Source organism: Amycolatopsis sp. WAC 04197 (assembly GCF_003947475.1).
In the GTDB taxonomy this organism is placed as follows: domain Bacteria; phylum Actinomycetota; class Actinomycetes; order Mycobacteriales; family Pseudonocardiaceae; genus Amycolatopsis; species Amycolatopsis japonica.
In genome coordinates, this window is record NZ_QHJK01000003.1 from 579,508 (window position 1) to 605,655 (window position 26,148).

Below are 26,148 nucleotides of genomic sequence, written 5' to 3' on the forward strand. Positions count from 1 at the left end.
CGGTCATGGATTCGACACAGCAGTTCTGGGAAGACTTCTACCGGGACAAAGACCAGGTCTGGAGCGGGAAGGCGAACCCGATCCTGGTGAACGAGGTCGCCGCCCTCACGCCGGGCACCGCGCTCGACCTCGGCTGCGGCGAGGGCGGTGACGCCATCTGGCTCACCCAGCAGGGCTGGCGCGTCACCGCCGTCGACATCTCCGACGTCGCGCTTCAGCGCGCCGCCGCCCACGCGGCCGAGGCCGGCGCCGAGGGCATCACCTGGGAGCGCCACGACCTGGCGAAATCGTTCCCGGAAGGCCGTTTCGACCTCGTCTCCGCTCAGTTCTTCCACTCCCCTGTCGCGGTCGACGGCGAGCGGGACAAGGCGCTTCGCCGCGCCACCGAGGCGGTCGCACCTGGCGGCACCCTGGTGGTCGCCGGCCACGCGGGCTGGCCGACCTGGATGGACGAGCCGCCGCACAAGGACGTCCGCTTCCCGACGACCGCCGAGGTCCTCGAAGCGCTGGCGTTGGCCGACGGCGAATGGACCGTGGAGCGGCAGGAAGTGATCACGCACGACTTCCCCGGTCCGGAGGGGCAGCACGGAACGCGGTCGGACAACGTGCTCCGCGTGCGCCGCTCGGGCTAGGTACCGTCATGGCATGCGGATGTCGCCTGCCGAAGCCCGGTCACGGTTCGAAGGCGAGCGGATCGCGCGGCTCGCGACGGCCGGCGCGGACGGCGTCCCCCATCTCGTGCCGGTGACGTTCGTCGTCGAAGGCGACTCGGTCGCCTTCGCGATCGATCACAAGCCGAAGAGCACGACGGCGTTGCGGCGACTGAAGAACATCGCGGAGAACCCGGTGGTCAGTTTCCTGACCGACCGCTACGACGAGGACTGGGCCGGGCTGTGGTGGGCCCGGGCGGACGGCGTCGCCCGGGTGCTGACGGATCCCGACGAGCAGGCCCTCCCGGTGCGGCTGCTGCGGGAGAAGTACCCGCAGTACGAAGCGCAGCCTCCTCCGCACGCCGTGGTCACCACGCTCGTCCATTCTTGGAGCGGATGGCGTTCTTCCTGAGCTTCTCTGGCCGTGTTGCCGTTTTACGGCAACACGGCCTTCGCCACGCCGTATAGGTCGTTATACACTTTGGTGGGCAAAGTCCGTGAAGGCCTCCTTGAGGGACTCTGGGTCTCTCAAGGAGGCCTTCACGGAACGCCAGATCGCCTCAGGAGCGCGCGCCAACCCAAGTACTGAAAGTCAGGAGCGAGGAGCCTCAGCCGGCAGGAACTGCTCCACCGGCTTCCCCCGCCAGGCAGCGATGATCCCCAGCGGATCCGGCCGAAGCAGCGAAGCGGCCGCGTACACGCTCGCCGCGACGACACCGGCCATGAACCACCAGTCGTACAGCGCCTGCTCCCCCGTCGGGTAGTAGACCAGCGTCACGAACACCGACACCGCGACGACGACCGCGAGGTTCCGACGACGCCATTCGAAAGCCGACAGGACCACGAAACCCCAGGTCAGGTACCACGGCAGCGAGGGCGGCGGGACGATCGCGCCGGCCAGCAGGACGATCGCCATCCGGTGGATCGCCGGGTAACCGCCGTCGCGCGCCAGCCACCACTGCCAGCCGGCGAAGACGAACAGCCCGACCATCGCGATCGCCCGGAACACCGTGACGAACGGCGAGACCTCGACGTCGATCACCAGGTTCACCAGCGAGTAGAAGATCTCGCCGATCCCGGTCGGGAAGTTCATCCAGTTCGCGATCAGCGTCGGCGCCTTGAGGCCGGTCAGCCAGCCCAGGTTGACCGACCCGAGCGAGAGCCAGGTGCCCGCGACGAACACCGGCAGGAAGATCCCGACCGACGCGGCGCCCGCGCGGAAGAAGTTGACCACCTTCCGGTCGCCGGGAAGGTGGTTCGCCCACACCCAGACCAGGAACGGCAGCGCCCACGCCGCGGTCGGCTTGATCAGCATGCCGATGGTGACCAGGACGATCGCGACGACGTGCTTACGCTCCAACGCGGCCAGCACGCCCACGGTGAGGAAGCCGAGCATCAGCAGGTCGTTGTGCGGGCCGCCGACGAGGTGGATCACCGTCATCGGGCTGGCGATGGCGAGCCACAGGGTGATCGGCAGCTTGCCGCCGAGGTGCTTGACCAGCCGCGGCAGCGACCACAGCATCCCGACCAGGCCGATCATCAGCACCAGCCGGGTCGCGATGACACCGGCGATCATGTCGTTGCCGGTGACCGAGACGATCCCCTTGGCGACCAGCAGGAACAGCGGACCGTACGGCGCGGGCGTGGTCTGCCACAGCGGGTGGACGTTCTGCACGACGTCCGGCAGCACGACCAGCTCGGCCGGGCCGTTGGCATACGGGTCGAGGCCGTTGAGCAACTGCGCGCCCTGCGCGAGGTACGAAAAGACGTCGCGGGTGAACAGCGGCGGCGACACCAGCAGCGGCGCCATCCAGCAGGCGGCGGCGATGACGATCGGACGGCTGCCGATCCGGCCGGCGAGCGCGTAGCGGCCAAGCCGGACCCACGCCCAGATGATCAGCGCGAAACCCGTGTACAGCATCGCGTTGGCGAGGATGCGGCCGTGGCCGTAGCGGATCCACGACAGTGGCCCGTGCCCCAGGATCGGGTCACGGACGAGGATGCCACCGGCGCCGAGCGCCGCCAGCATCAGCAGCGTGCTGCCGATGGTTCCCATCGCGATGGTGCGGTACGGGAACCGGGAAGGCACCCGTAGCCGCTCGCCGAGGGAACCGGCCGAGGGCGTCTGCTGGGGGTCTGTCGTGGTCGCCATTTCGAGATTGGAGGTTACACACCGCGCCTGTGCGAGTGCGCGGCAATGGGGGTTTCCCGCGCGGTTCCACCGGGCAACGCGGCGAGCAGCGACTTCGTGTAGTCGTGCTTCGGATCCAGCAGAACCTCCTCCACCGTGCCGACCTCCACCAGCTCCCCTCGGTACATCACGGCGGCCCGGTCGGCGATGTTCCAGGCCAGCCCGAGGTCGTGGGTGATCACGAGCCCGGCGAGGCCGAGTTCACGCCGCAGGCGCAGCAACAGCGCGAGGATCTCCCCTCGCACCGACGCGTCGAGCGACGCCACCGGTTCGTCCGCCACGATCACGCCGGGGTCCAGCGCGAGCGCGCCCGCGATGACGACCCGCTGCCGCTGCCCGCCGGACAGCTCGTGCGGAAGCCGGTCGAGGAACTTCTCCGCGGGCCGCAGTTCGGCCGCTTCCAGCGCCTTGACGACGATCTCGTGCTCGTTCGCGCCCATTCCGTGGATACGCGGGCCTTCAGCGACGGCCTCGTACACCGTGTGGTTCGGGTTCAGCGCGCTCGTCGGGTCCTGCAACACGAGCTGGACCTGCCGTCGGTACGCCTTGAGCCCGGCGCCACCGAGCGGGACCGGTTTGCCGTCGTAGCGCACCGTTCCGGAATCGGGTTTCTGCAGCCCGAGCAGCGTCCGGGCCAGCGTCGTCTTTCCGGAGCCGGACTGGCCGACGAGCGCGACGATCTCGTCCTTCCGCACCTGCAGGCTCACCCCGGCGACGGCGTCGATGCGCTTGCCGCTGCGGTCGCGGAAGCTGACGCGCAGGTCTTCGGCTTCCAGCAAGGCGGGCTGGTCGGCGCCGCGTTCCGGTTCGGGCGGCAGCGGTGTGCTGGTCGCGGGCGCGAATCGGGACACCGGGTCGCCGACGATCGGGAACGCGGCCGCCAGCGCCTTGCTGTGCTCGTGGTGCGGCGCGCTCATCAACTCGGCGCTCGGCCGCTCCTCGACGATCTCACCGTCGTACATCACCGCGATCCGGCGGCAGGTCGCGGCGAGCACCGACAGGTCGTGACTGATCATGATCAGCCCGATCCCCTGTTCGGCGACGAGCCTGCCCAGCAGGTCGAGCACCTGGGCCTGGACGACGACGTCGAGCGCGGTCGTCGGCTCGTCCGCGATGATCAGCCGCGGCGAGCAGGCCAGCGCCATCGCGATCATGACGCGCTGCTTCTGCCCACCCGACAGTTCGTGCGGGTACGCACCGGCCCGGCCGGGCGGCAGGTCGACCTGTTCGAGCAGTTCCTTGACCTTGGCCTGGATCTCGCCGTCCGACAGCGCCTTGCCGCCGGGCGGGTGCAGCCGGATCGGCTCCGCGATCTGCTCGCCGATCTTCCGCACCGGGTTGAGCGCGTGCATCGCGCCCTGGAACACGACCGAGGCCTCGGCCCAGCGCACCGCGCGCAGCCTGCCCCACTTCATGGCGGTGACGTCTTCGCCGTCCAGCAGGATCTCCCCGCTGACCTTCGCCGAACGCGGGAGCAGCCGCAGCACGCTCATCGCGACCGTCGACTTCCCCGACCCCGACTCCCCCGCGACGCCGAGGGTGTCGCCGGGTTCGAGCACGAGGTCGACCCCGCGGACGGCGGCGACCTCGCCGCTTCCGGTGGCGTACGTGACGCCGAGGTTCTTCAGTTCCAGCAAGGGGCTCATGAGTGCTGTCCCTTCAGGCGCGGGTTCAGCACGGTCTCCAGCGCGCGTCCGACGAGGGTGAAGGCGAGGACGACCACGACGATCGCGAGCCCCGGCGGCAGCAGGTTCCACCAGGCGCCCTTGCTGATCGCACCGTTGTTCAGCGCGGTCTGCAGCATGGCTCCCCACGAGACGGTGTTCGGATTGCCGACACCGAGGAACGCCAGCGTCGCGTCCGCTATGACCGCGTTGCCCACGACGAGCGTGGTGTTGGCCAGCACCAGCGGCATGACGCCGGGTAGGACGTGCTTGCCGACGATGTGCAGGTGACCGCCGCCGAGCGCCTTCGCGCGCTCGATGTACGGACGGCCTTCGATGGTCAATGTCTGCGCGCGGACCAGCCGGGCGGTGCTCGGCCAGGCGGTGACACCGATGGCGACGATCACGGTCATCGCGCCCTGCTCCAGCACCGACGCCAGCGCCACGGCGAGGACGAGCGACGGCAGTACCAGGAAGAAGTCCGTGAACCGCAGCAGCAACCCGGACAGCCAGCCACCGAAATGCGCAGCGGCGATCCCGATGATCGTGCCGATCAGGACCGAGAGGAAGGCCGCCGAGAACCCGACGAGCAGCGAGATCCGCGCGCCCCAGAACGTCATCAGCAGCACCGAGCGGCCGTCGATGTCGGTGCCGAGCCAGAATTCCCCGCTGGGCGGGTTCAGCGAACCGCCGTGAGCCTTGGTGACGTCGAGGCCGGATTCGTCCGAGATCACCGGCGCGAGGATGGCCAGCACGGTGAGGATGCCGAGGAAGGCCAGCCCGAAGACGCCCGCCTTGTTCGTCGTGAACTCGTGCCAGCGCTTGGCCACGGCCTCGCGGCGGCGGCGCCAGACGATCGAACCGGGTTTTTCCGCTGTGGTCATGCCGTCCGCACCCTGGGGTCGAGCACGCGGTAGAGCAACTCCGCGAGCAGGTTCATCAGCACCACCGCACCGGCGAGGGTGACGAAGACTCCTTGCAGGACAGGCAGATCAGGTCCGCGGAGCGCTTCGTAGAGCAATTGCCCGAGCCCCGGCCAGCTGAACACGGCCTCGACCGAGACCGCGCCCGAGACCACCATGCCGAACTGCATGAAGACCAGCGTCACCGTCGGCAGCAGCGCGTTGGGCACGGCGTGCCGTTTGCGCACCAGGTCGTCGCGCAGGCCCTTGGCCCGCGCGGTGGTGAGGTAGTCCGAGTTCATCTCGCCGATCAGCGACGACCGCATGACCAGCATGTACTGCGCGTAGAACACCACCAGCAGGGTCACGCACGGCAGCACCAGATGGTGGAGGACGTCGAGACCTTCGCTGAAGAAGCCGGGCGCGACGTCCGGGGAATGCATGCCCCGGCTGGGAAAGAGCCCGTCGGTCGCCACGAGCAGCATGAGCCCGAGCCAGAACTGCGGAACCGACCACAGGGTCAGCGCGATCCCGGTCTGCGCCTTGTCGAACCCGCTCCCCCGGCGCCAGCCCGCGCGGATGCCGAGCCACAGGCCGAGCGCGACCGCGAGCACCGTCGCGCTGCCGACGAGCAGGATCGTCGGCCACAACCGTTCGCCGATCATGTCGAAGACGGGGCGCCGCTGCAGGTACGAGACGCCCATGTCGCCCTGGAGCAGGCCGACGACGTAATCCCAGAACTGTTGCAGCAGAGGTTTGTCCACGCCCATCTGGGCGCGCAGCTCCGCCATCATCTTCGGATCGGTCGGCCGGTCGCGGACCATGAACCGCACGGGATCACCGGGCAGCGTCCGGAACAGGAAGAACCCCAGCACGACGACGAGCGCGAGACTCGCCAGCGCGCCGCCGATCTTGGAGAGCACGAACCGGGCGGTGCCGGTCCCGCCCCGGCGCTCGTCGGGATCGACGAGCGCCGCGGACTGGTCGAGGGAACTGAGTGCTTCGGTCAACGCTGCTCTTACTCCCGGTCGTCAGCCGACTTGCCGCGCCGCCCGAGCAGCACGCCGCCGCCGACGAGTACCACGAGCACGACCGCGCCGATGCCGATCCACAATCCGGTGTTGCTGCTCTCCTCAGCGCCGGCCGCCGCCGCATCGGCCGGGGTGGCGCCGTAGACGCCCCAGTAGCCGGACTGCTCGAGGATCGCGCCGTCGGGCTGCGGCTGCTTGGTGAACGAGGAGAACTTGTCCGAGCGGTATGCCTCGAGCACGTTGTCGTAGTCCAGGACGACGTCGACGTACTCGCCCGCCAGCACGGCCTGCGCCTGCTTGACGAGCTCGGCGCGCTTGGCCGGGTCGAACTCGGTCAGCTGCTTCTTGTACAGGTCTTCGTAGCGCGGGTCGCAGAAGAACGTCGCAGAGCTGCCGCCGTTGCCCTCCGCGTTCGGGCGGCCGGCGCAAGTGTTCAGGCTCAGCGCGTAATCCGGGTCGGGCGAGGTGCCGTAGCCGGAGATCGCGAGGTCGTAGTTACCCGCCGTGGTGCGGTCGTCCAGTTCGTCGTCGGAGACGAGTTCCTGCTTGACGCCGATGCCGGCGTCCTTGAGCCAGCCGGTGACGAACTGCGCGACACGCTGGTCGAACGGCCGGTTCGCGTGCCCGGCGAGGCGGAACTCCAGCTTCGCGCCGCCGGGGGCGACGCGGATGCCGTCCGCTCCCTTGGCGTAGCCGGCCTGGTCCAGCGTGGCGTTCGCGGCCGCGATGTCGAACTTGGTCTTCTCGGCGTCGGACGGCGTCCAGGTGTAGGCCTTGTAGATCGCCGGCACGACACCGGTCCCGGCCTGGCCGTAGCCGTTCATCACCTTTTCGACGATGGTGTTGGTGTCGATCGCCTGCGCGATCGCCTTGCGGACGCGGAGATCCTTGAGGATCGGGTTCCCGTCACCGATCGGCTTGTCGAGCACGTTCTTGACGCCGAAGTTGATGATGAGCTCGTTGTACCGGCGGCCCGGCGCCTTGTTCGTGGTGATGTTCTTCTCGCCCTTGAGCGCGTCGAACTGCGTCGGCGTGAGGCGGTTGATGACGTCGACCTCGCCCTGCTTCAACGCGTTGACCGCGGCCTCGGCGTCCTTGAACTGCAGCAGCTGCAGCTCGTCGACCTTGGGCGCGCCGCGCCAGTAGTCCTTGTTCGCCTTGAACTTCACGAACTCGTTCTTCTTGTACTCGGTCAGCAGGTACGGCCCGCTGCCGACGCCGACTACGGCCATGTCGTCGGTCGAAGGCGCGTTGAGGTCCTTGATCGGCTCCCAGATGTGCTTGGGCACGATCGGGACGTCGAGTGAGGTCATGCTCGACTGCGGGGCCTTGGTCTTGATGACGAGCGTCTTGTCGTCCGGCGCCGACACCGAGGCGAAGTTGGTGACGTAGCTGCCGTTCGCGGTGCGGGCGTTCTCGTCGTCGAGCATCCGCTGGAAGGTGTACGCGGGGTCCTGCGCGGTGATCGGCTTGCCGTCGGACCACTTCATCCCCTGACGGATGGTGAAGGTCCAGGTGAGCTTGTCGTCCGACGTCTTCCACGACTCCGCGATCCCGCCCGTGGGCTGGGTGTCCTCGGCCGAAGGCAGCGTCAGGAACTCGTAGTTGAACCGGCCGACCTGGGTCGACGCCGCCAGCTGGGCGGTGAAGGGGTTCAGGTGGTCGATGCCGGTCGTGAGCGCCACCCGGAGGACCTTGCCCTGCTGCTGTGCCGCCGCGGCGGGCACGAAAGGCACCGTCGCGACCGCCGAAGCGGCGAGGACGGCGACCACGCGAAGACCGCGCCGTCGCCTCGGAAAACGCTCTGTGCGCACGAAGACCACCCCATCGAAACTCGCTGTAACCCAACCCCCGAGGCGGAAAAGTAACCACATGTCGCGGTAACCGCGCAATGACTCGCCAATACCGATCGTGCACGGCGAATGTCGTCGCGTGGTCGACAGCTACTTTACGTCTCATCGACGTTGCACTGCGTCACCATTTCGGCGCGCGAACCGGCGACACGTGCGGTGTCCTGGGTATTCAAGGGAAGCGGGCTTGCAAAAGTCTTGCGCGCGATGATGCCCAATCGATACGTGCGACGAAGTGCGAGCAAAGCGTTTCGTCCTCTGGATGCGGTCGTTGCACGCGCAAGTACCGCATCCAGAGGACGAAACGCGGGGGCGTCAGCCGACGGAGACCTCACGCCGCCGCGCGGTGGCCGCGGCCGCGTAGAGCCACGCGAACAGCGCCCACATCCCGGCGAAGATGAGCCCGACGGTCACGTACGCGACCGTCCACAGCACCGCGGGCGTCTCCGACTTCCGCTCCCGTTGCAGGAACTCGATCTCGGACATGAACGGGCGCGTGCCGGACGTCGCGTCGATCGACGGCGCGTTCGCGGCCGGGTCGGCGGGCGCGTAGATCGGGGCGAGCCCCATCACCCGGTTCGGGACGTGCACGCGGATCCCGGTCTTCCACTGGCCGAACACCGGCAGCGGCTGGGCCGTGCGGTACACCCCGTCGCCGATCTTCTCCAGCGGCGCGGTGAAGAAATCGCCGCCCTGCCAAGCGAAACCGTTCAGCCATACGGCGTCTTCGGCCAGGTCGGGCCGCGAGATCGTGACGGTCGCGTCGACCCAGCGTGGCGTGCCGCCGCCGTGCGGGTTCGAGATCGGCAGCCCGGTCGCGGCCTCGGTCAGCCGGACGTCCGCGGTGAACCCCGGTTCCGGATCGGCCGGGACGGCGACCGCCGACATCAGCGCGACCGCGCCCAGCGCGCCGACGAGCCCGACCGAATGCCGGGGGCCGGCCGCGGGCACCCGCGTCGCCGTCTCCTCCACTCGCTGGTACTGCCAGACCCCGATGAAAGCGCCCGCGAGCGCCGCGCCGGTCCCGAATAGGACGAACAACGGCAGATGCGCCGTGGGCCAGGGGTTCGGCATCAGCCATCGGGTGAACGCCGCCTCGGCGAGCATCCCGGCCGTCCCCACGAGCAGACCGGCGACGGCGGCGAACGTGTAGCCCTGACGGTTCCGCATCGCGAAGGCGACGACCTCGATGATCACCGCTTCGGCGACGTACGGCAGCAGCGACGCCACGTGCAGGTCGGCGAACAGCGGGATGACGGCGAACGAAGCACGGGAGGTGAGGAAGACCGCGAGGACGATCAGTGCCCCGCCGGGCCCCCAGGAAAGCCGGCCGTAGGTCAGCGTCCAGGCGCCGATCAGGCCGACGAGCACGACCTGCGACAGCATCGGGAACTGCGGGACGCCGAGATCGAACTCCATGAGGAACGCCGAAGCGCCCATCATCCAGGCACCGGCGAGGACGGGGCCGAGCAGGCGCACGACCGGTCCGGTCGCACCGACCTGGCGCGCCTCGCCGAGCAGCAGTTGCAGGCCCAGCACGACGCACACACCGCCGCCGATCATCAGGACATGCGTCGGCCCCCATTCGGTGACGTCCTGGCCGAACAGGCGGTGCCAGACGTCGTCGAGCGGGAAGCCCGCGATGCCGACCAGCCCGGTCGCCATCATCTGGATGGACCCCATCGGCGCCCGCCAGTGCGGGCCGATCTTGAACGTGCGCTTGGGCAGATCCTTCGTCGCCAGGGTCGCGCTGAGCACGCCGCTGGCGAAGATGCCCATCAGTCCGAAGTAGATCGGGTAGTGCGACGGGTTCGCGAGCGGGCCTTCGTCGCGACCGAGTTCCATGTGGATCGGCACGTCCCAGTAGACGCCGATCAGCGCCGACATCCCCGACAGGAAGGCGACGAACATCGGCAGTGCCGCCCAGCGCGGCAGACCGGTGAGCCCGGCCATCCAGTCCGCGACGCGACCGAAGACCGTCCGCTTCCCCGCGCGCTCGCGAAGCACGAAAAGGGCCAAGGGCAGGAAGACCGCCGTGAACATCAGGCCCGCGATGACGATCTGCCCGAATTGCGCTCCGCCGGCAGGCGGGCTCTCCTGAGCCATGAACACCGATCTCGCCTTCCTGCTAACCTGAGTAACTGTTACCTTGGGGTAACACGATAGGTGCAAGGTCCCGGCCGGGCAAGCCGGGGCGTACGACTTGGAGGGACCTCGATGCGGAGGATCGGCGGGATCACCGTGGCCGCACTGTTGGCCGTGACCGGCTGCTCGGGAACGACCGGCCCCGAACCGGCCACCGGCACCCGGACTGTCAAGTTCTCGATCACCGAGGGCAAGCGCACGGCGGGTCCCGAGGAGGTCGCGGTGCGCACCGGCGAGAACGTCGCGCTCGAAGTCACCTCCGACCAGCCGGACGAACTCCACGTCCACGGCTACGACAAGGCGGCCCAGCTCTCCCCCGGAGTCCCGGCGACGGTCGCCTTCACCGCGAACATCGATGGGATCTTCGAGGTGGAACTGCACAAGAGCGGCGCGGCGGTGACCAAGCTCCGGGTGAGCGGATGATCCTGGCGCACGGGCTCGGCGGCCGGTCCGACCTGCCGGTCCCGCTGTGGCTCGCGCTCTACGCGGGAGCCGCGGCCGTCGTGGTCTCGTTCTTCGCGCTCACCGCGCTCTGGAAGAAGCCCAAACTGCGCGGCGCCGACGCCGGGCGGCCTCTTCCCCTTGGCCTGCAACGGTTCATCGACAGCGCGTTCTCGCGGGTCGCGTCGGGCGTGCTCGGGGTGGTGTTGTTCGCAGGGTTCCTGGCGATGGCGTGGGCTGGTCCCGACAGTTCGGCCGACAATCCGGCTCCCGCCTGGTTCTACGTCTGGTTCTGGGTCGGACTGGTTCCGCTTTCACTCCTGTTCGGCCCGGTCTGGCGGCGATTGAATCCACTGAGGACGGTCGCGTCGCTCATCCCGTCCCGGCACCGCGAACTCCCGGACCGGCTCGGCTATCTGCCCGCGATCGTCGGCCTCCTGGCGTTCTTATGGCTGGAACTGGTGTTCCCGCACTCGGATTCGCCTCGCGCGATCGCTCTTTTCGGCACCGTGTATGCCGTTATACACATTGCGCTCGGCGTGGTCTTCAGTCCGCGCTGGTTCGACCGCGGTGACGCTTTCGAGGTCTACGCGCGCCTGATCGCGGCCCTCTCCCCGTTCGGCAGGCGGGCCGATGGACGGCTGGTGGTCCGGAATCCGCTGGACGGCCTGCTCACCATCTCCCCCGCGCCGTGGCTGACCGCGCTGGTGCTGGTGGTGCTCGGCTCGACCGCGTTCGACGGTCTGACCCGACTCCCGTTCTGGACGTCGCTGGACGCCGGCGTCCTCGGCGGCACCGCCGGGCTCGTGGTCTGTATCGCGCTCACCTATGGCGCCTACGCGGGCGCGATCAGCCTGACCAGGCCGTACCTGCGCCGCGGATTCGATCCGTATCCCGCGTTCGCGCCGTCGTTGATCCCGATCATGGTCGGTTACACGGTCGCGCACTACTTCTCGTTCGCCGTGTTCTCGGGGCAGCAGGGCTTCGGCCGCGCGATCGACTACACGGTCGTGTCGACCGGCGTGATCGCGCTGGTGCAGATCGCCGGAATCGTCGCCGGGCACGTGCTGGCCGTAACCTCGGCACATGATCGTTCCGTCGGCGTGCTGCGCGCGAACTACGTCAAGGTGGGCCAGTACCCGATGCTGGCGCTGATGATCGGCTACACCGCGCTCGGGATCGCGCTGGTCTCCGGCTCATGAGCATCGCGGCGCGAGTGGTGATGATGCACCAGGGCGGCTGGGACGAGATCCTGATCTTCGTCGGCCCCGTGGTGATCATCGGGCTGCTCATCTATGTGGCGCGCAAGCAGGTCCCGACTACCCCTGAGGACGACGAAGACTGAGGGGGACGTAGTCACCGCCAGCCAGCGCCGCGATGAGATCAGGGTACGTGGACGCGCTGCCCATGAAGCGTCCTTGGACAACGCGGAGGTAGGCACCGTCCAGGGGAAAGACGACCACGAACTTCGACCCGGCGTTTCCCCGCAGCACCGCTCCCTTTCTCAGGTTGTCGAGGAACTCGATGATGTCGCGTTCGATCTCCTGCGCGAACTCGCGCTGATCGTCCCGCGTCAGGTCGTACAGGTCGGTGTCGATGTCGTAAGTGGCGCACTTGCCGGTCACGGGGTCCAGTGCCTCGAACGCCAGCCCGAGCCATCGGCGCGGCTCGACGTCCACGACGGCACGCCAGCCTGAGCCGCCGAGCTCCCACCTCGATTCCGCGACCTCCACCGCTTGAAGCTCACGCAGGAAAGCGAGGAGCCGTTGACCCGTCTCAAATTCCATGACCGGGTCCGCCGCCGAGAAGCAGCGCCCCGGCCAGCTCGGTGACCTCGTCCCGCGACCGGCCACCGTGGTCCGCGGCCATGAAATGTTTGCCGATGAGGAGCGAGAACGCGAGCAGGCAGCGGGCTTCGACCTCGTCCTCGTCGGTGAAGATCTCGCGCATGAGGGAACGCAGGTAGTCCATCCGCTGGTTGTCGACCCGCCGGAGCCGGTCGGCCACCGCCTCGTCGCGCCGGGCCCAATCACGGACCGCGAGGTCGATCGGCAGCAGACGCTCGCCGGCGAGCAACCCCGCGCGCCGGATCTTCGCCCTGGCGTCGCCGCCTTCGCTCTCGACGCTTTCGAACAGCAGCTCGGTGCTCATCCGTTCCCAGGTGGCGAGCATTTCCTGCAGGAGCGTGCCTCGATCGGCGAAATGCCCGTAGAAGCCGCCCTTGGTGACGCCCAAGGCTTTCGCGAGCACTTCGACGCGGACCGCGTCGGGACCTCCGGCGGCGAGGGCGGTCAACCCCGCGTCGATCCAGGCGCTCGGCGGGGTCCGGGTTTCGGCGGCCATGGGATCACCGTATCTCCCGTCACTCCAGCACCACGAGGACGATATATACGCTACCGTACAGATGGCGGAAGTACTGGGAGGAACTACGACGATGACTGTCGGATTCGTGGTGGCGGCATGAAACTCGCGGAAACGGCCCACACCACCCGCGCGTGGCGGATCCACGAGATCGCCGGGGACTTCGACCTCGAAGACGTCTGGGCGCTCGAAACACCCGGCGGACCGGACGACTTCGGCAAGCTGGTGAAGCAGTTCTCGTCGGGGAACTTCCCGGACGGGTCGCCACTACCCGTCCGGGCGTTGTGGGCGCTGCGCTGGAAGCTCGGCGGACTGCTCGGCCTGGATAAGCGGAGTTCCGGCCTCGACACTCGAGTGGGATCGCTCCGCGGCAAGCTGCCGCGAGAACTCCGGGACACACCTACCGGCCCGGATGAAGACTGGTTGCCGTTCACCCCGCTCTACCGGCTCGAAGACGAGTTCGCCGCCGAAATGGCGAACCGGACCATGCACGGCGTCATGCACATCGCGTGGGTCGAAGACGGGAAGGGCGGATACCGCGGTCAAATGGCGGTGCTGGTCAAACCCAACGGCCTGTTCGGCCGGATGTACATGGGATTCATCAAGCCGTTCCGGTACCTGATCATCTATCCGGCGCTCATGCGGATGATCGCGCGGGAGTGGAAGAGCAACCCCCAGCCCTCGTGAGCGCTAAGAGATAAGTCGAACATGACGGGATTGAACCCTTGCCACGCGCCGGGGGGGGGACCCGACGCGATGTGTCCACAACGGACACCGTGCGCGGACTACGCGTCCGATTGATGTCATGATGTCCATTTCCCGCGCGGGTCGTGAGTGACAAAGAGGGTTAGAACGACAATTGCCACTCACGACCCGCGGGCGATACTGCGCAAAGTGCCCAAATCAGACGCCTTGATCTCGAAAGGTGTCCTTTTTGGACAGCCTGAGGGGCATGCCATGTCAAGGAGGCCTTCACGGACAGTTCAAGAGCGGCGCGTGCTCCGCACCAGCGTCATGTCCTTGTCCCGCACCGGTTCATGGCAGTGCGCGCACACGGTCTCCGGCGCGAGCACCTCACCGCACGAATGCCGCCACACCGTCGGCGGCGGCCCCTCGGTGACATACGCGTCGCCCCACGCCATCAGGTTCAGCAGCACGTGGTTGAGCGCGCGCCCCGCCTCGGTGAGCACGTACTCGTAGCGCGGCGGATGCTCCTCGTAGAGCCGTTTTTCGAGAATCCCCGTCTCGACGAGCTTCCGCAGCCGTGCGGTCAGGATGTCCCGGCTCGCCCCGGTGTTGCGGACGATCTGGTCGAACCGCCGCGCCCCGAAGAACACCTCACGCAGCGCGAGCAGGCTCCACCGCTCCCCGATCACCTCCATCGCGTTGGCGATCGAGCAGTCCCTCGGTCCTTCGGTCATGCGACCAGCGTAAACCCAGTGAGTCTTGATTTCCAACCCACTCGGTGCCACAGTGAGTTGGAGATCCCAACTCACTACTGGAGGCAGCCGTGCACGACGCGGTCATCGTCGACGCCGTCCGTACCCCGATCGGCAAGGGCAAGCCCGGCGGCGCCCTGCACGAGATCCACCCGGTCCAGTTGCTCGCCCACACATTGCGGGCGCTCGTCGAGCGCAACGGACTCGACCCCGAACTGATCGACGACGTCATCGGCGGCGCGGTCGACCAGGTCGGTGAACAGGCCCAGAACGTCACGCGGTGGGCGGCGCTCGCCGCCGGACTGCCGGAATCGGTGCCCGCCACCACCGTCGACCGGCAATGCGGGAGCAGCCAGCAGGCGGTGCACTTCGCCGCGCAAGGGGTGATGGCCGGCGCGTACGACGTCGTCATCGCCTGCGGCGTCGAGTCCATGAGCCGGGTCCCGATGTGGTCCAACGTGCTGCCGGGCACCGATCCGCTCGGCCCGGGCGTCGCGGAGCGCTATCCGGAAGGTCTGGTGCCACAAGGGATCAGCGCCGAACTCATCGCCGCGAAGTGGTCGCTCAGCCGGGAAGCGATGGACGAGTTCGCGCTGTCCTCGCACCGGAAGGCGGCGCGGGCACACGAACTCGGGCGATTCGCGAGCCAGATCGTGCCGATCGAGACGCCGTCGGGCCGGGTGTCCACCGACGAGTCGGTCCGGCCGGGCACCGACCTCGAAACCCTCGCCAAACTGCGCCCGGCGTTCCAGGACGCGGACGTGGCCGCGCGCTTCCCGCAGATCGACTGGTCGGTGACCGCGGGCAACAGCAGCCCGATCAACGACGGCGCCTCGGCCGTACTCATCACCTCCAGCGAGACCGCCGCCCGGCTGGGCCTCCGGCCGCGCGCCCGCCTGCACAGTTTCGCCGTCACCGGATCCGACCCGCTGCTCATGCTCACCGGCGTCATCCCCGCGACGGAGAAGGTGCTGCGGCGCGCCGGGCTGACCCTGGCGGACATCGACCTGTTCGAGATCAACGAGGCCTTCGCCAGTGTCGTGCTGGCGTGGCAGCAGGAAACCGGAGCCGACCCGGCCAAGGTGAACGTCCACGGCGGCGCGATCGCGCTCGGCCATCCGCTCGGCGCGAGCGGGACCCGGCTGATGGGCACGCTGGTCAACGCGCTGCACCACCACGGCGCCCGGTACGGCCTGCAGGCCATGTGCGAAGGCGGCGGCCAGGCCAACGCGACCATCCTGGAGGCGTTGTGACCGACCGGCTCCCCAGGAAACTGAAGGAGCACCCTTCGGTACAGGCGGTGCTCGCGAAACCGCGGGACAAACCGTCGCCGGTGATCGACGCCGCCTGGCTCAAGGAGATCTGCCTCGCCGCCGGAGCCGACGACGCGGCCGCCGTCTCGCTCGACCACCCGGATCTCGTGGGCGAACGCGAGCACGTCCAGCGTGCGCTGCCCGGCACCAAGACCCTCGTCTCGCTCGTGGTGCGGATGAACCGCGACGACGTCCGCTCCCCCGCCCGCAGTGTCGCCAACCAGGAGTTCCATCGGACCGGCGAGATCATCAACGAGGCCGGGCACGCGATCGTCCGGACCCTGCAGGACGCCGGATACCGCGCGATCAACCCGTCGGCGACGTTCCCGATGGAGATGGAGCACTATCCCGGCCGGATCTGGGTCGTCGCGCACAAGACGGTCGCCGTCGCGGCCGGACTCGGTGCTATGGGGCTGCATCGCAACGTCATCCACCCGAAATTCGGCAACTTCGTGCTGCTGGCGACCCTGCTCGTCGACGCCGAAGTGTCCACTTACGGCGAGGCGATCGACTACAACCCTTGCCTGGAGTGCAAGCTGTGCGTCGCCGCCTGCCCGATCGGTGCGATCTCGAAGACGGGCGAGTTCGACTTCCTCGCCTGCTCGACGCACAACTACCGCGAGTTCATGAGCGGCTTCACCGACTGGGCGCAGACCGTGGCCGACAGCGAGGACGCCGCCGACTTCCGGTCCAGGGTGAGTGATTCCGAGAACGTGTCGATGTGGCAGAGCCTCGCGTTCAAACCGAACTACAAGGCCGCGTACTGCATGGCGGTCTGCCCGGCGGGCGAGGACGTGCTCGGGCCTTATCTCGAAGACCGGCGCGGCTTCCTCGGAACCGTGGTGAAACCCTTGCAGGACAAGGTGGAAACGCTGTACGTGCGGGAAGGTTCCCCGGCGAAGGCCTACGCCGAACGCCGCTTCCCCCACAAACCGGTGAAGGAGGTCGACGGCGGCTACCCGCGGCGGTAGGGCCACCCCTACCCCGTGCCCGGGGGCCTGTCCCCTGTCCGGCGCCGTCCGTGTTCCCTAACCTGACGGCAAAGCCTGGGGAGGACCTTCCATGATCGCGACCAAGCTGGCGTTCTCGTCACTCCGCCGCCGTCCCACCGGATTCATCGCGAGCTTCGTCGCGATGTTCTTCGGCGCCACGATCCTGATGACGTTCGCGTCCCTTTTGGACACTCGGACGACCGCCGATCCGGAGACCGCGAAGACCTTGCTGATCATGGCGGGTGTCGTCGGCGGCTGGGGGTTGGTGATCGTGCTGTTCGCGACGCTTTCGACGCTCTCCCTGCTGATCCGGCAGCGTGCTCCGGAGATGGCGTTGCTGAAGAGCGCCGGCTCGACCCCGTCACAGATCGGACGGATGATCGTCGGCGAGGCGGCGGTCCTCGCCGTCCTCGCCGCGGCCACGGCCGTCGTGCCATCGGTCTTCGCCGGGCGGTGGCTGGTCACGCTGCTCGGTGACACGGGCCGCGTACCGGCCGGGCTCGAAGCACGGTTCGGCCCGATCGCGGTGTCCATGGGCACCGGCATCACCCTGCTCGCCGCACTTGCCGCCGCGACGGTCGCCGCACGGCAAGTAGCCCGGCGCGGAGCCATCGAGGCTGTTCGCGAGGCGGGGATCGACACCCGGCCGACCAGCCGGCTCCGGATGATCGGCGCCACGATCGCCCTGGCCGCCGGCCTCGGGTGCGGAGTGCTGACGATGACCGTGTTCACCGGAACGGAACCCGCGTTGATGGCGGTCGCCGGACAGGGCGCGATCCTCGCCGCGATCGGTTTCGCGCTCCTCTCCCCCGCGTTGCTCGGCCCGATCGCCGCGGTGCTGGCCGCTCCGCTGCGGCGCGCGGGCGTCAGCGGTCATCTCACGGCGGCGCACCTGCGGGTCCGGGGCCGTCAGCTGGCCGGGGTGCTGGTGCCGATCATCCTGTTCACCGGTATCGCGACCGGGACGCTGTACATGCAGGCCATCGAGAACTCCGTGGGTACCGCGCCCGCGACGATCGCGGACAGTATCGAGACCCTGAACTACGTCGTAGTCGGCATGATCGCGCTGTTCGCCGCCGTGATGCTGGTGAACACCGTGGTCGCCGCGCTCATCGGACGCCGCCGCGAGTTCGGGCAACAACGGCTCATCGGTTCGACACCATCGCAGGTCCTGCGGCTCGTCGGCACCGAAGGCACCGTCCTGGTGGCGGTCGGCGTCCTGTTCGGCTCGCTCTCCGCCGTCGTCACCGTCGTCCCGTACAGCGTCGCCAGGACCGGGAGCCCGGTGCCGGACGAGACGATCGGGGTCTACCTCGCCGTCGTCGCCCTAGCCGTGGTCTTGACGCTCGGTTCGCATATGGGCGCGGCGGCCAAGGCGATGCGGACCCCGGCGATCCAGGCGGGCACCCGCGGCTGAAGGCCTGTCACATCTGCGTTCCCCCACGCGTCAGGGTTACGACTGAGCGATGAAGGATGGGGACCGTGGACGAACACGACTGGCTGGCGCGGCGTTTCGAAGGGCACCGGACGCATCTGCGGGCGGTGGCGTACCGGATGCTCGGTTCGCTGAGCGAGGCGGACGACGCCGTGCAGGAGGCTTGGCTGCGCCTGAGCCGGTCGGATTCCGGCGAGGTGGACAACCTCGGCGGCTGGCTGACCACCGTCGTCGGCCGGATCTGTCTCGACATGCTGCGCTCGCGCAAGTCCCGGCCGGAAGAGCCGGTGGGCGCCCAGCTGCCCGACCCGATCATCGGCCGTGCGGGCGGGATCGATCCGGAGCACCAGGCGCTGCTGGCGGATTCGGTCGGGCTGGCGCTCCTGGTCGTGCTCGACACGCTGGACCCCGCCGAGCGGCTGGCGTTCGTCCTGCACGACATGTTCGCTCTGCCGTTCGACGAGATCGCGCCGATCGTCGGCCGGTCTTCCGCGGCGACGCGGCAACTCGCCAGCCGCGCGCGCCGTCGTCTGCAGGGTTCGCCGACGGTCCCGGACGCGGATCTGGGCCGTCAGCGGGAAGTCGTCGACGCGTTCTTCGCCGCCGCGCGGGGCGGCGATTTCGACGCCCTCGTTTCGGTGCTCGACCCGGATGTCATCCTGCGCGCCGAGGGCGGCGCGGCTCCGGCGGGGACTTCGCGGTTCGTGCGCGGGGCCGCCAAGATCGCGAGCCAGGCGCTCATGTTCCGGGCCGCGGGCGAGGGCGGGGAGCTGCGGCCAGCGCTGGTCAACGGCGCGGCCGGGATGGTCGTTACCAAGGACGGCGTGCCGACGACGGTCTTCGCGTTCACCGTCGTAGGCGGGAAGATCGCGGCCATCGACATCCTCGCCGACCCGGACCGCCTCGCCACACTGGACTTCGAACCGCTCGGCTGAAGTGTCAGGAAAGGGTCGTTCAAGACGTTTTCCGTCCTGAACGACCCTTTCCTGACGTGCGTGCTGCCGGGGTCAGGAGGTCGGGAAGTTGTCCGCGGTGCGGATGCGGTCCCGGATCCAGACACCGGCGGGCTTCAGCGGAGCCGTGCCGGTGAACGAGCTGCCCGAGCAGGTGCCCGGCTTGAACACAGCGCCCGAACGGCTGTCGTCGGAGAAGTTCCAGTTGGTCCAGCTGATCTTCTTCGACGCCAGGAAGTCCAGGTACTTCTGGGAGTTGGTGAAGTCGTTGCCGCCGTCACCGCTGGCGGTCTGGGTGCCGAACTCGGTCACGAACAGCGGGATCTTGCTCGCGGCGCGGCTCAGCGCGTTGAAGTACTCCGTTTTGTGCGACGCCGCGTAGAAGTGGAACGTGTACATGAAGTTGCTGGCGCGCACCGGGTTGTTGATGATGTCGGTCTCGTTGCGGCCGTCGGAGATGCCGAGCGAGCCCCAGCCGTGGGTGCCCACCAGCACGACGCCGTCGGAATCCTGGGCGTGGATGACCGGGATCATCTGCTCCGCGTAGCTGCGGACGCGGTCCCAGCTGACGTTGTTGGGCTCGTTGGCGATGTCGTAGATGATGTTGGTCTTGTCCTTGTGCCGCTGGGCGATCTCGGTGAAGAACGTCTTGGCGCGGCTGAGGTTCGCGTTCGGGTCGCCCGGCGTGAGCTGGTGCCAGTCGACCAGGGCGTACATCCCGCGTTTGGTGGCCTCTTCGATGTACCCGTGCACCATGTCGGTGAACTTGCGCGGGTTGGTCTCGTAGCCGCCTTCCTGGATGTACATGGAGATCCGGAGGACGTCGGCCTTCCAGTCGTTGGCCAGCGCGTCGAGCGAAGCGGTCTTCACGCACTGGCTGAACCACTGGATCCCGTGGGTGCTCATGCCCCGGAGCTGGATCGGCTTGCCTGCGGAGTTGCAGAGCTGGAGGCCGCAGACCTTCAGCTGTCCGTTGATCGCCGCCGGACTGCCCGGCGGCAGCGCGGCGGCGGCCTGCGTCGCGGGTTCTGCCGCGGTCTCGGTCGCCATCGAGGTGCTCGCGGCGGCGACCGGGGCCAGCAGCCCGGCGGCCAGTGCGGCCGTCACCCGGAGTCGGATCTTGTCCCAGCGCATTCGGCTTCTCCTCTCGCGTCGACGGCACCGACGTTGGCGCGCCGACGGTCAGGGCGGCGGAGTTAAATAGGAAACTTTCCTTACTATTGGAAAGTAAAGGGAAGATTACCCACAGGGTCGACGGACGGTCAAGAGTCGACCACCCACGGTTCCGGCGACCTCGGGCATGCTCGGAGCGTGACGACGATCGTGGCCTTCCACGCCCACCCTGACGACGAAGCCCTGCTGACCGGCGGCACCCTCGCCCGCGCCGCCGCGGACGGCCACCGGGTGGTCCTCGTGGTCGCCACCATCGACATGCGGGGCGCCGACGCGGCCCGCCGGGCCGAGCTCGAAGCGAGCGCGAAGGTGCTGGGCGTCGAACGGGTGATCCATCTCGGCTACGCGGGCAGTGGCCACGGCGCGATCCTCTACCCGGATCCGCCGGGCTGGGTCCGGTTCGTCCGCGCGAGCACCGAGGAAGCGGCGGCGCGGCTCGTGGCGATCCTGCGCGAGGAGAAGGCGTCCGTCCTGCTGAGCTACGACCGCAACGGCGGCTACGGCCACCGCGACCACGTCAAGGTGCACGAGGTCGGCAAACGCGCGGCGGAACTCGTCGGCGACGTCCGGCTGCTGGAGGCGACGATCCCCCGCGACGTCGTCGCACACCTGGTGAGGATCGTGCGCCTGGCGCGGATCCCGTTCCGCTACGACGCCGACGCGCTTCTCCGCGCGTACAGCGCCCGCTCGGAGATCACGCACACCTTCGACGTCCGGCGTTTCGCGCGCCAGAAGCAGGCCGCGATCGCCGCCCATTCCTCGCAGGTGAATGGAAACGGCAGGCTGGCGCCGCTGATGCGGGTCGTGACCCGGCTCCCGGCGCCGCTCTTCGGCCTCGTGTTCAACCGCGAGTGGTACGTCGACGCGACACCGCGCGGCTCACGATCCTGACCGGCGGGCCCGATACGCGGCCGCCTTCACCCGGTTCTGGCAGGCGAGCCCGCAGAACCGCTTGATCTGCGCCTGGCTCGCATCGATGTACACCTGGTCGCAGCGCGGCGCCGCGCACAACCCGACGCGATGCGGGATGTGCTCGCCGAACGCCGCGGCCACCGACACCGCGAGTCCGGCCGCCCACTGCTGGACGAGGTCGGCTTCGGGACCGTGGAAATGCAGATGCCAGGACTGTTCGCCGTGGCGTTGCAGGGAGGGGCGGGCCTTGCTGTCGTCGAGCATCCGGTTGAGCAGGCCCGCCGCCTGGTCGTGCTCCCGCCGGGACAACGACTCGATGATCTCCCGCAGCCGCGCCGCGAGATTCCGCAACCGCTCCGCGGTGAGCAGGTCGATCTGCCCGTTGCCGAGCGTTTCGGTGGCGACACGGACGAGATCATGGCCGCCGAGCGCGGGTTTCGGCCTGCCGTGGACGTGGTCGCCGGTCAACGCGTTGATCAGCGCGACCCCGGTTTCCAACCGCATCGCGTGATGCCCGTCGGGCTCGTCCACCATTCGACCCCTCCCCCGCGCGTCACTGGTTCGCAGGACGCCCGCGGTGACGCTACCAAAGGCGAGCGGCCCCGCAAGGGCGATGAAGTCGTTCGGAGCAACGGAATCCTACGGACGGCGCAGCGCCGGTCCACTATGGACAAAGACGGCCGCCCAGTACATGAAGGCCCCCATCCTTGCGCCTGGGTACAGGAAGGGGGCCTTCATGTACGGCCACTCACCACCGAGGCGGACCGGCGTCCACGATCTTCTGTGAAAGCTCCAGCGGGTCGAGATGCATCAGCGACTCCATCCACCAGGTCATCCCGGCCTGCCCCAGCGCGGGCAGATCGACCTTGATCGGCTCCTCCCACGCCGGGCTCGCGTTGCCTGCCACGGCGACGTCGAAGGGACGGCCCGGTTCCAGCCCGGCGAGCCCGAGCGCGCGGTGGGTCTCGGCGATCTCCTCGGCGGTCGGCGTGTGGTCCTCCGGGTTCGGGAAGATCCCATCGCACAGCGCCGCCCGCCGGACGACACGCGGGTTGTCCGTGGAGCTCGCCACCCAGATCGGGATCGGGAACGGCTCGGGCGGCGCCTCGGCGAGCGCGACCTGGTAGTGCGCGCCGTCGTGGTCGAACCGCTTGCCGGACCAGATCGCGCGGATGACGTCGAGGCCTTCGTCGAACATCGCCGACCGGGTCAGCAGGTCGGTCTGTTCACCGAATCGGCTGAAGTCACCGGATTCGTCCGAACCCAGCCCGGTGCCGAGGATCAGCCGGCCACCGGAAAGGCGGCTGACGGTCGACGCGTGCCGCGCGACCACCCACGGGCGCCGCCGGGCGGGCGGCGTGATCATCGGGCCGAACAACAGCCTGCTGGTCGCGTGCGCGATGGCGCCGAGCGTCGTCCAGGGATCCGCGATGGGCATGGTGTCCGCGACCACGTGGTCCCACAGGAAGAACCCGTCCCAGCCCGCCGCCTCGGCGCGCACGGCGAGGTCGACGAGCACTCCCGGCTCACCGAACGGGCCGAAAGGCGGCAGATAGACGGCATGGCGGACCGTGCTGCCGGTCAAGTCGATCATCTCCCCAACGTCATCGTCGAAGTCCCCGGACGGCCGCTTGTTTACACCGTTCACCCACGTTAACGTCCGGAAGATGGCGGACGACGGTGAACGATCGACGAAGTGGCCGGAGCATCGGAGAAGGTTACGCCGGGTGTTGTCGTCGGTGGTCGCCGTCTCACTATGCGCGACACTTTCCGCCGTGAACGCGTCCGCATCGCAGGATGACGACTGGTCCCGGGACTTCTACTGGGGTGTCGCGTCGTCGGGTTACCAATCCGAGGGCGACGCTCCGGACAGCAACTGGAAGCGGTTCGTGGACCGCTCCGCCGGCAAGGACGGCGTCGACGAGTACCGCGACTCCGTGGACTTCCGGCACCGCTACGCCGACGACATCCGCCTCGCCGCCGGTCTCGGCGTCAACACCTACCGCTTCGGTGTCGAATGGGCTCGCGTCGAACCCGCGCCCGGCCGGTGGGACGAAACCGAGCTGGCCTTCTACGACGAGGTGTTCCGGCAGGTCCGCGCCGCCGGCATGACGCCTATGATCACGCTCAACCACTGGGTCTACCCGGGCTGGGCGCTCGACCAGGGCGGCTGGGCCGAGACGCGGACGGCCGACGCGTGGCTGGAGTTCAGCCGGAAGATCGTCCAGCGCTACGCCGGGCAGGACGTCCTCTGGGTGACGTTCAACGAGCCTCTCATCTTCCTCCGGAACGAACAGAAGGTCGGCGCCCTGGACGCCACGCGGTACTTCGCGGCGCAGTCCAACGTCGTCCAGGCGCACCGCCGGGCCTACGACCTCATCCACGAACTCGACCCGGCCTCGAAGGTCACCAGCAACCAGGCCTACATCACCGGGGTCAACGGGATGGCCGACTGGTTCTTCCTCGACCAGGTCAAGGACAAGCTCGACTTCATCGGCATCGACTACTACTACGGCCTCAGCATCGACAACTGGACGGTGTTCGCCGCCGCCAGCGACAAGTTCTGGGACGTCAAGCTCCAGCCCGAAGGCATCTACTACGCACTGCGCAGCTACCACAATCGCTTCCCGCGCATGCCGCTCTACATCGTCGAGAACGGCATGGCGACCGACAACGGAAAGCTCCGCGACGCGGACTACACGCGCGGCGATCACGTACGCGACACCGTGTACTGGCTCCAACGGGCGAAGGCCGACGGGATGAACCTCATCGGCTACAACTATTGGAGCCTCACCGACAACTACGAATGGGGCAGCTACCGCGCCCGGTTCGGACTGTACACAGTGGACGCCCTGGCCGATCCCGCGCTGATCCGGCGCCCCACGGACGCCGTTCCCGCGTACCAGGATCTGGTGACCGCGGGCGGCGTACCGCAGGGCTTCCGGCTCAAGCGCGAGCCCGGACTCTGCTCGCTCGTGGACGGGCTGAACAGCTGCCTCAACCCGGCCAAGGTGGACGGACCGCTCACGCCGCTGAAGTGACGAGTTCGAGCCGCCTGCCCTCGAATGTCCGCCGCATCCGCCGATCGTGGGTGACGACCACGAGCGCGCCGGAGTACGTCGCGAGCGCCTGCTCCAGCTCCTCGACGAGATCCGGGGAGAGATGGTTGGTCGGCTCGTCGAGCAGCAGCAGGTCGGTCCTGGCCGTCACCAATCCGGCCAGTTCCAGCCTGCGCCGCTGCCCGATGGACAGCTCCCGCACCGGTTTGCGCAGATCCGGCGCCCGGAACAGCCCCAGCGACAGCAACCGCTCGGCCGCCTCGTCCTCGTCGCCGTTTCCGGCGAAGACCGTCAGGACGGTCCGCGCGTCGGCGGCGAGCCCGCCGTTCTGGTGCAGGAACCCGATCCTGCCCGCCCGCTCCGCCGATCCCGTCGACGGCGCGAGCTCACCGGCGAGCACCCGCATCAAGGTCGTCTTGCCCGCCCCGTTGGGACCGGTCACGAGGATCCGTTCGCCGGGCAGCACGCTGAGCGACATCCGCGGCAGACGGCCGTCGACCGACACGTCGTCCGCCTTCACCACGTACTGACCGGCCTCCGTCTCCCCCGCGGCGATCCGCGCGGTGAACCGGAGCGGCTCCGGCGGAGGCGGGACCGGGTTCGTCTCCAGCCGCTGGATCCGCTCGCGGGCCGACCGGATCCGGCTCATCGCCCCGTGCGCCCGGGAACGGGCCCGGAACGCGCCCGCCCCGCTGAAGGCGGCCGGGGCCTTGCGCGGGATCGCCGAGAACCGGTCGATGTTGACGTCCGCCATCCGTTCGTAGCGGGACTTCTCCAGCCGCCACTCCTCGTATTCGCGGACCCATCGGGCCCGCGCGGCCTCCTTCGCCGCGAGGTAACCCGAGTACCCGTCGCCGTGCCGCTGCACGGAACGACGGTCGGCGTCGACCTCGAGGATCGTCGTGGTCACACGGCTGAGGAACGTCCGGTCGTGCGTGATCGCGACGATCCGGCCGCGATGGCCGCGGAGATGGTTCTCCAGCCAGGCGACGGCGTCGTCGTCGAGATCGTTGGTCGGCTCGTCCAGCAACAGCAGTTCGGGCGACGCGGCCAGGGTGGCCGCGAGCACCAGCCGGGAGCGCTGGCCGCCGGACAGGCTCCCCAGCGTGCGGCCGCGATCGAGGCCGGGCTGTCCGAGCCCGTGCAGGGCGACCTCCACCCTGGCGTCGGCCTCGTAACCGCCGCGGGCTTCGTACGCGGTCATGAGGTCGCCGTACGCGGCCAGGTCTTCGGCGGTTTCGAGCGACTTTTCCGCCGTCCGCAGCCGGGATTCGAGCTCCCGGATGTCGGCCAGCGCGAGGTCGATCGCGTCGCCGACCGTGGCGGTGCCGGGCAGGTCCAGCGTCTGCGGGAGATAGCCGACGCCTCCGGGCGCGGTGACGGTCACGGTGCCGTTGTCCGCCCGGTCGCGGCCGGCGATCAGCCTGAGCAGGGTGGACTTGCCCGAGCCGTTGTCGCCGATGACGCCCGCCTTCTCCCCCGGTTTGACGGTGAAGGAGATCTGGTCGAGCACGACGTGGTCGTCGAAGCGTTTGGTGACACCGGAGAGCACGAGTTGTGTTCCGGGATTTCGATGCGGGGTACGCACAGGGGCGTCCTCCTGATTCTCGCGGGGAAGAAGAGCAGACGAGGAAGGA

Annotated in this window: 25 protein-coding genes; 12 read left to right on the forward strand and 13 right to left on the reverse strand. The window is 68.6% G+C overall.

The annotated features are described in order from the left end of the window. Positions 1-5: 5 nt before the first annotated feature. Entirely contained in the window at positions 6-632 is a 627-nt protein-coding gene (locus tag DMC64_RS15640; RefSeq protein ID WP_125734106.1) for a bifunctional 2-polyprenyl-6-hydroxyphenol methylase/3-demethylubiquinol 3-O-methyltransferase UbiG, read from the forward strand. A 13-nt stretch (positions 633-645) separates the two neighbouring features. Continuing rightward, complete coding sequence (locus DMC64_RS15645; protein WP_125734107.1) at positions 646-1,062, forward strand: TIGR03668 family PPOX class F420-dependent oxidoreductase; 417 nt, start codon at positions 646-648, stop codon at positions 1,060-1,062. Between the two features lie 180 nt (positions 1,063-1,242). On the opposite strand, the gene mptB is transcribed toward DMC64_RS15645, so the two are convergent. From mptB to DMC64_RS15675, 6 genes are all read right to left on the reverse strand, one after another. Beyond that, positions 1,243-2,802 (reverse strand): polyprenol phosphomannose-dependent alpha 1,6 mannosyltransferase MptB, encoded by a 1,560-nt coding sequence (gene mptB / locus DMC64_RS15650; protein ID WP_125734108.1) that lies wholly within the window; start codon positions 2,800-2,802, stop codon positions 1,243-1,245. A gap of 14 nt (positions 2,803-2,816) precedes the next feature. Then, positions 2,817-4,487 carry an ABC transporter ATP-binding protein gene (gene nikE, locus DMC64_RS15655; protein ID WP_125734109.1) on the reverse strand — a complete coding sequence of 557 codons (1,671 nt, stop codon included), beginning with the start codon at positions 4,485-4,487 and terminating at the stop codon, positions 2,817-2,819. Then, a complete protein-coding gene (locus DMC64_RS15660) occupies positions 4,484-5,389 on the reverse strand; it encodes an ABC transporter permease (protein ID WP_037337650.1) in 906 nt (301 codons plus the stop codon). The genes nikE and DMC64_RS15660 overlap by 4 nt, the downstream gene beginning before the upstream one ends. Then, a complete protein-coding gene (locus DMC64_RS15665; protein WP_125734110.1) occupies positions 5,386-6,417 on the reverse strand; it encodes an ABC transporter permease in 1,032 nt (343 codons plus the stop codon). The genes DMC64_RS15660 and DMC64_RS15665 overlap by 4 nt, the downstream gene beginning before the upstream one ends. A gap of 8 nt (positions 6,418-6,425) precedes the next feature. Further along, positions 6,426-8,210, reverse strand: coding sequence for an ABC transporter substrate-binding protein (locus DMC64_RS15670; RefSeq protein ID WP_037337645.1), 1,785 nt, complete (start codon positions 8,208-8,210; stop codon positions 6,426-6,428). Positions 8,211-8,603: 393 nt separating this feature from the next. Next, on the reverse strand, positions 8,604-10,394 hold the full coding sequence (locus DMC64_RS15675; RefSeq protein ID WP_233629672.1) for a hypothetical protein: 1,791 nt from the start codon (positions 10,392-10,394) through the stop codon (positions 8,604-8,606). A gap of 111 nt (positions 10,395-10,505) precedes the next feature. Here DMC64_RS15675 and DMC64_RS15680 point away from each other — a divergent pair, with 111 nt between their 5' ends. Genes DMC64_RS15680 through DMC64_RS42970 form a run of 3 tightly spaced genes read left to right on the forward strand, consistent with a single transcriptional unit; the run spans position 10,506 to position 12,219 of the window. Beyond that, positions 10,506-10,856 (forward strand): hypothetical protein, encoded by a 351-nt coding sequence (locus tag DMC64_RS15680; protein WP_125734112.1) that lies wholly within the window; start codon positions 10,506-10,508, stop codon positions 10,854-10,856. Further along, the gene (locus DMC64_RS15685; protein ID WP_125734113.1) at positions 10,853-12,076 is read left to right on the forward strand and encodes a hypothetical protein; all 1,224 of its coding nucleotides are present in this window, start codon (positions 10,853-10,855) and stop codon (positions 12,074-12,076) included. Before DMC64_RS15680 ends, DMC64_RS15685 begins: the two co-directional genes overlap by 4 nt. Next, positions 12,073-12,219: a hypothetical protein gene (locus tag DMC64_RS42970; protein WP_199754987.1), complete on the forward strand. Its 147-nt coding sequence runs from the start codon at positions 12,073-12,075 to the stop codon at positions 12,217-12,219. Before DMC64_RS15685 ends, DMC64_RS42970 begins: the two co-directional genes overlap by 4 nt. On the opposite strand, the gene DMC64_RS15690 is transcribed toward DMC64_RS42970, so the two are convergent. After that, positions 12,194-12,661 (reverse strand): hypothetical protein, encoded by a 468-nt coding sequence (locus DMC64_RS15690; RefSeq protein WP_233629673.1) that lies wholly within the window; start codon positions 12,659-12,661, stop codon positions 12,194-12,196. The genes DMC64_RS42970 and DMC64_RS15690 overlap by 26 nt on opposite strands. After that, positions 12,651-13,217 (reverse strand): TetR/AcrR family transcriptional regulator, encoded by a 567-nt coding sequence (locus DMC64_RS15695; protein WP_125734114.1) that lies wholly within the window; start codon positions 13,215-13,217, stop codon positions 12,651-12,653. The genes DMC64_RS15690 and DMC64_RS15695 overlap by 11 nt, the downstream gene beginning before the upstream one ends. Before the next feature lie 117 nt (positions 13,218-13,334). Between DMC64_RS15695 and DMC64_RS15700 the strand changes: the two genes are divergently transcribed. Then, positions 13,335-13,922: a DUF2867 domain-containing protein gene (locus DMC64_RS15700; RefSeq protein WP_125734115.1), complete on the forward strand. Its 588-nt coding sequence runs from the start codon at positions 13,335-13,337 to the stop codon at positions 13,920-13,922. Positions 13,923-14,218: 296 nt separating this feature from the next. Here DMC64_RS15700 and DMC64_RS15705 read toward each other — a convergent pair whose 3' ends face one another. Further along, positions 14,219-14,656, reverse strand: a complete 438-nt coding sequence (locus tag DMC64_RS15705; protein WP_037337628.1) for a helix-turn-helix domain-containing protein — start codon at positions 14,654-14,656, stop codon at positions 14,219-14,221. A gap of 89 nt (positions 14,657-14,745) precedes the next feature. Here DMC64_RS15705 and DMC64_RS15710 point away from each other — a divergent pair, with 89 nt between their 5' ends. From DMC64_RS15710 to sigJ, 4 genes are all read left to right on the forward strand, one after another. Next, the gene (locus tag DMC64_RS15710; protein WP_125734116.1) at positions 14,746-15,927 is read left to right on the forward strand and encodes a thiolase family protein; all 1,182 of its coding nucleotides are present in this window, start codon (positions 14,746-14,748) and stop codon (positions 15,925-15,927) included. Continuing rightward, the gene (locus DMC64_RS15715; protein WP_125734117.1) at positions 15,924-16,958 is read left to right on the forward strand and encodes a 4Fe-4S binding protein; all 1,035 of its coding nucleotides are present in this window, start codon (positions 15,924-15,926) and stop codon (positions 16,956-16,958) included. Before DMC64_RS15710 ends, DMC64_RS15715 begins: the two co-directional genes overlap by 4 nt. Positions 16,959-17,049: 91 nt before the next feature. After that, positions 17,050-18,396, forward strand: coding sequence for an FtsX-like permease family protein (locus DMC64_RS15720; RefSeq protein WP_125734118.1), 1,347 nt, complete (start codon positions 17,050-17,052; stop codon positions 18,394-18,396). Between the two features lie 65 nt (positions 18,397-18,461). Then, positions 18,462-19,349: an RNA polymerase sigma factor SigJ gene (gene sigJ, locus DMC64_RS15725; RefSeq protein WP_125734119.1), complete on the forward strand. Its 888-nt coding sequence runs from the start codon at positions 18,462-18,464 to the stop codon at positions 19,347-19,349. A 72-nt stretch (positions 19,350-19,421) separates the two neighbouring features. Here the strand turns inward: sigJ and DMC64_RS15730 are convergent, their stop codons facing one another. Beyond that, positions 19,422-20,501, reverse strand: a complete 1,080-nt coding sequence (locus tag DMC64_RS15730) for a glycoside hydrolase family 5 protein (protein WP_125734120.1) — start codon at positions 20,499-20,501, stop codon at positions 19,422-19,424. 177 nt (positions 20,502-20,678) lie between these two features. On the opposite strand from DMC64_RS15730, the gene DMC64_RS15735 reads away from it, so the two are divergent. Beyond that, positions 20,679-21,431, forward strand: a complete 753-nt coding sequence (locus tag DMC64_RS15735) for a PIG-L deacetylase family protein (RefSeq protein ID WP_125734121.1) — start codon at positions 20,679-20,681, stop codon at positions 21,429-21,431. Here the strand turns inward: DMC64_RS15735 and DMC64_RS15740 are convergent. Beyond that, positions 21,420-21,986 (reverse strand): CGNR zinc finger domain-containing protein, encoded by a 567-nt coding sequence (locus DMC64_RS15740; RefSeq protein WP_125734122.1) that lies wholly within the window; start codon positions 21,984-21,986, stop codon positions 21,420-21,422. The genes DMC64_RS15735 and DMC64_RS15740 overlap by 12 nt on opposite strands. 214 nt (positions 21,987-22,200) lie before the next feature. Then, positions 22,201-23,046 carry an LLM class flavin-dependent oxidoreductase gene (locus DMC64_RS15745; protein WP_037337610.1) on the reverse strand — a complete coding sequence of 282 codons (846 nt, stop codon included), beginning with the start codon at positions 23,044-23,046 and terminating at the stop codon, positions 22,201-22,203. Between the two features lie 181 nt (positions 23,047-23,227). Here DMC64_RS15745 and DMC64_RS15750 point away from each other — a divergent pair, with 181 nt between their 5' ends. Further along, the gene (locus DMC64_RS15750) at positions 23,228-24,493 is read left to right on the forward strand and encodes a family 1 glycosylhydrolase (protein WP_125734123.1); all 1,266 of its coding nucleotides are present in this window, start codon (positions 23,228-23,230) and stop codon (positions 24,491-24,493) included. On the opposite strand, the gene abc-f is transcribed toward DMC64_RS15750, so the two are convergent. Further along, the gene (gene abc-f, locus DMC64_RS15755; RefSeq protein WP_125734124.1) at positions 24,477-26,099 is read right to left on the reverse strand and encodes a ribosomal protection-like ABC-F family protein; all 1,623 of its coding nucleotides are present in this window, start codon (positions 26,097-26,099) and stop codon (positions 24,477-24,479) included. The two genes, DMC64_RS15750 and abc-f, sit on opposite strands and share 17 nt — an antisense overlap. Positions 26,100-26,148 lie beyond the last annotated feature (49 nt).

Coding starts and splice junctions, on each gene's coding strand:
- DMC64_RS15680 (WP_125734112.1), top strand. CDS start 10,506: ATGCGGAGGATCGGCGGGATCACCGTGGCCGCACTGTTGGCCGTGACC.
- DMC64_RS15700 (WP_125734115.1), top strand. CDS start 13,335: ATGAAACTCGCGGAAACGGCCCACACCACCCGCGCGTGGCGGATCCAC.
- mptB (WP_125734108.1), bottom strand. CDS start 2,802: ATGGCGACCACGACAGACCCCCAGCAGACGCCCTCGGCCGGTTCCCTC.
- DMC64_RS15660 (WP_037337650.1), bottom strand. CDS start 5,389: ATGACCACAGCGGAAAAACCCGGTTCGATCGTCTGGCGCCGCCGCCGC.
- DMC64_RS15720 (WP_125734118.1), top strand. CDS start 17,050: ATGATCGCGACCAAGCTGGCGTTCTCGTCACTCCGCCGCCGTCCCACC.
- DMC64_RS42970 (WP_199754987.1), top strand. CDS start 12,073: ATGAGCATCGCGGCGCGAGTGGTGATGATGCACCAGGGCGGCTGGGAC.
- DMC64_RS15740 (WP_125734122.1), bottom strand. CDS start 21,986: ATGGTGGACGAGCCCGACGGGCATCACGCGATGCGGTTGGAAACCGGG.
- DMC64_RS15675 (WP_233629672.1), bottom strand. CDS start 10,394: ATGGCTCAGGAGAGCCCGCCTGCCGGCGGAGCGCAATTCGGGCAGATC.
- DMC64_RS15705 (WP_037337628.1), bottom strand. CDS start 14,656: ATGACCGAAGGACCGAGGGACTGCTCGATCGCCAACGCGATGGAGGTG.
- DMC64_RS15730 (WP_125734120.1), bottom strand. CDS start 20,501: ATGCGCTGGGACAAGATCCGACTCCGGGTGACGGCCGCACTGGCCGCC.
- DMC64_RS15695 (WP_125734114.1), bottom strand. CDS start 13,217: ATGGCCGCCGAAACCCGGACCCCGCCGAGCGCCTGGATCGACGCGGGG.
- DMC64_RS15685 (WP_125734113.1), top strand. CDS start 10,853: ATGATCCTGGCGCACGGGCTCGGCGGCCGGTCCGACCTGCCGGTCCCG.
- DMC64_RS15640 (WP_125734106.1), top strand. CDS start 6: ATGGATTCGACACAGCAGTTCTGGGAAGACTTCTACCGGGACAAAGAC.
- DMC64_RS15745 (WP_037337610.1), bottom strand. CDS start 23,046: ATGATCGACTTGACCGGCAGCACGGTCCGCCATGCCGTCTATCTGCCG.
- DMC64_RS15690 (WP_233629673.1), bottom strand. CDS start 12,661: ATGGAATTTGAGACGGGTCAACGGCTCCTCGCTTTCCTGCGTGAGCTT.
- nikE (WP_125734109.1), bottom strand. CDS start 4,487: ATGAGCCCCTTGCTGGAACTGAAGAACCTCGGCGTCACGTACGCCACC.
- DMC64_RS15645 (WP_125734107.1), top strand. CDS start 646: ATGCGGATGTCGCCTGCCGAAGCCCGGTCACGGTTCGAAGGCGAGCGG.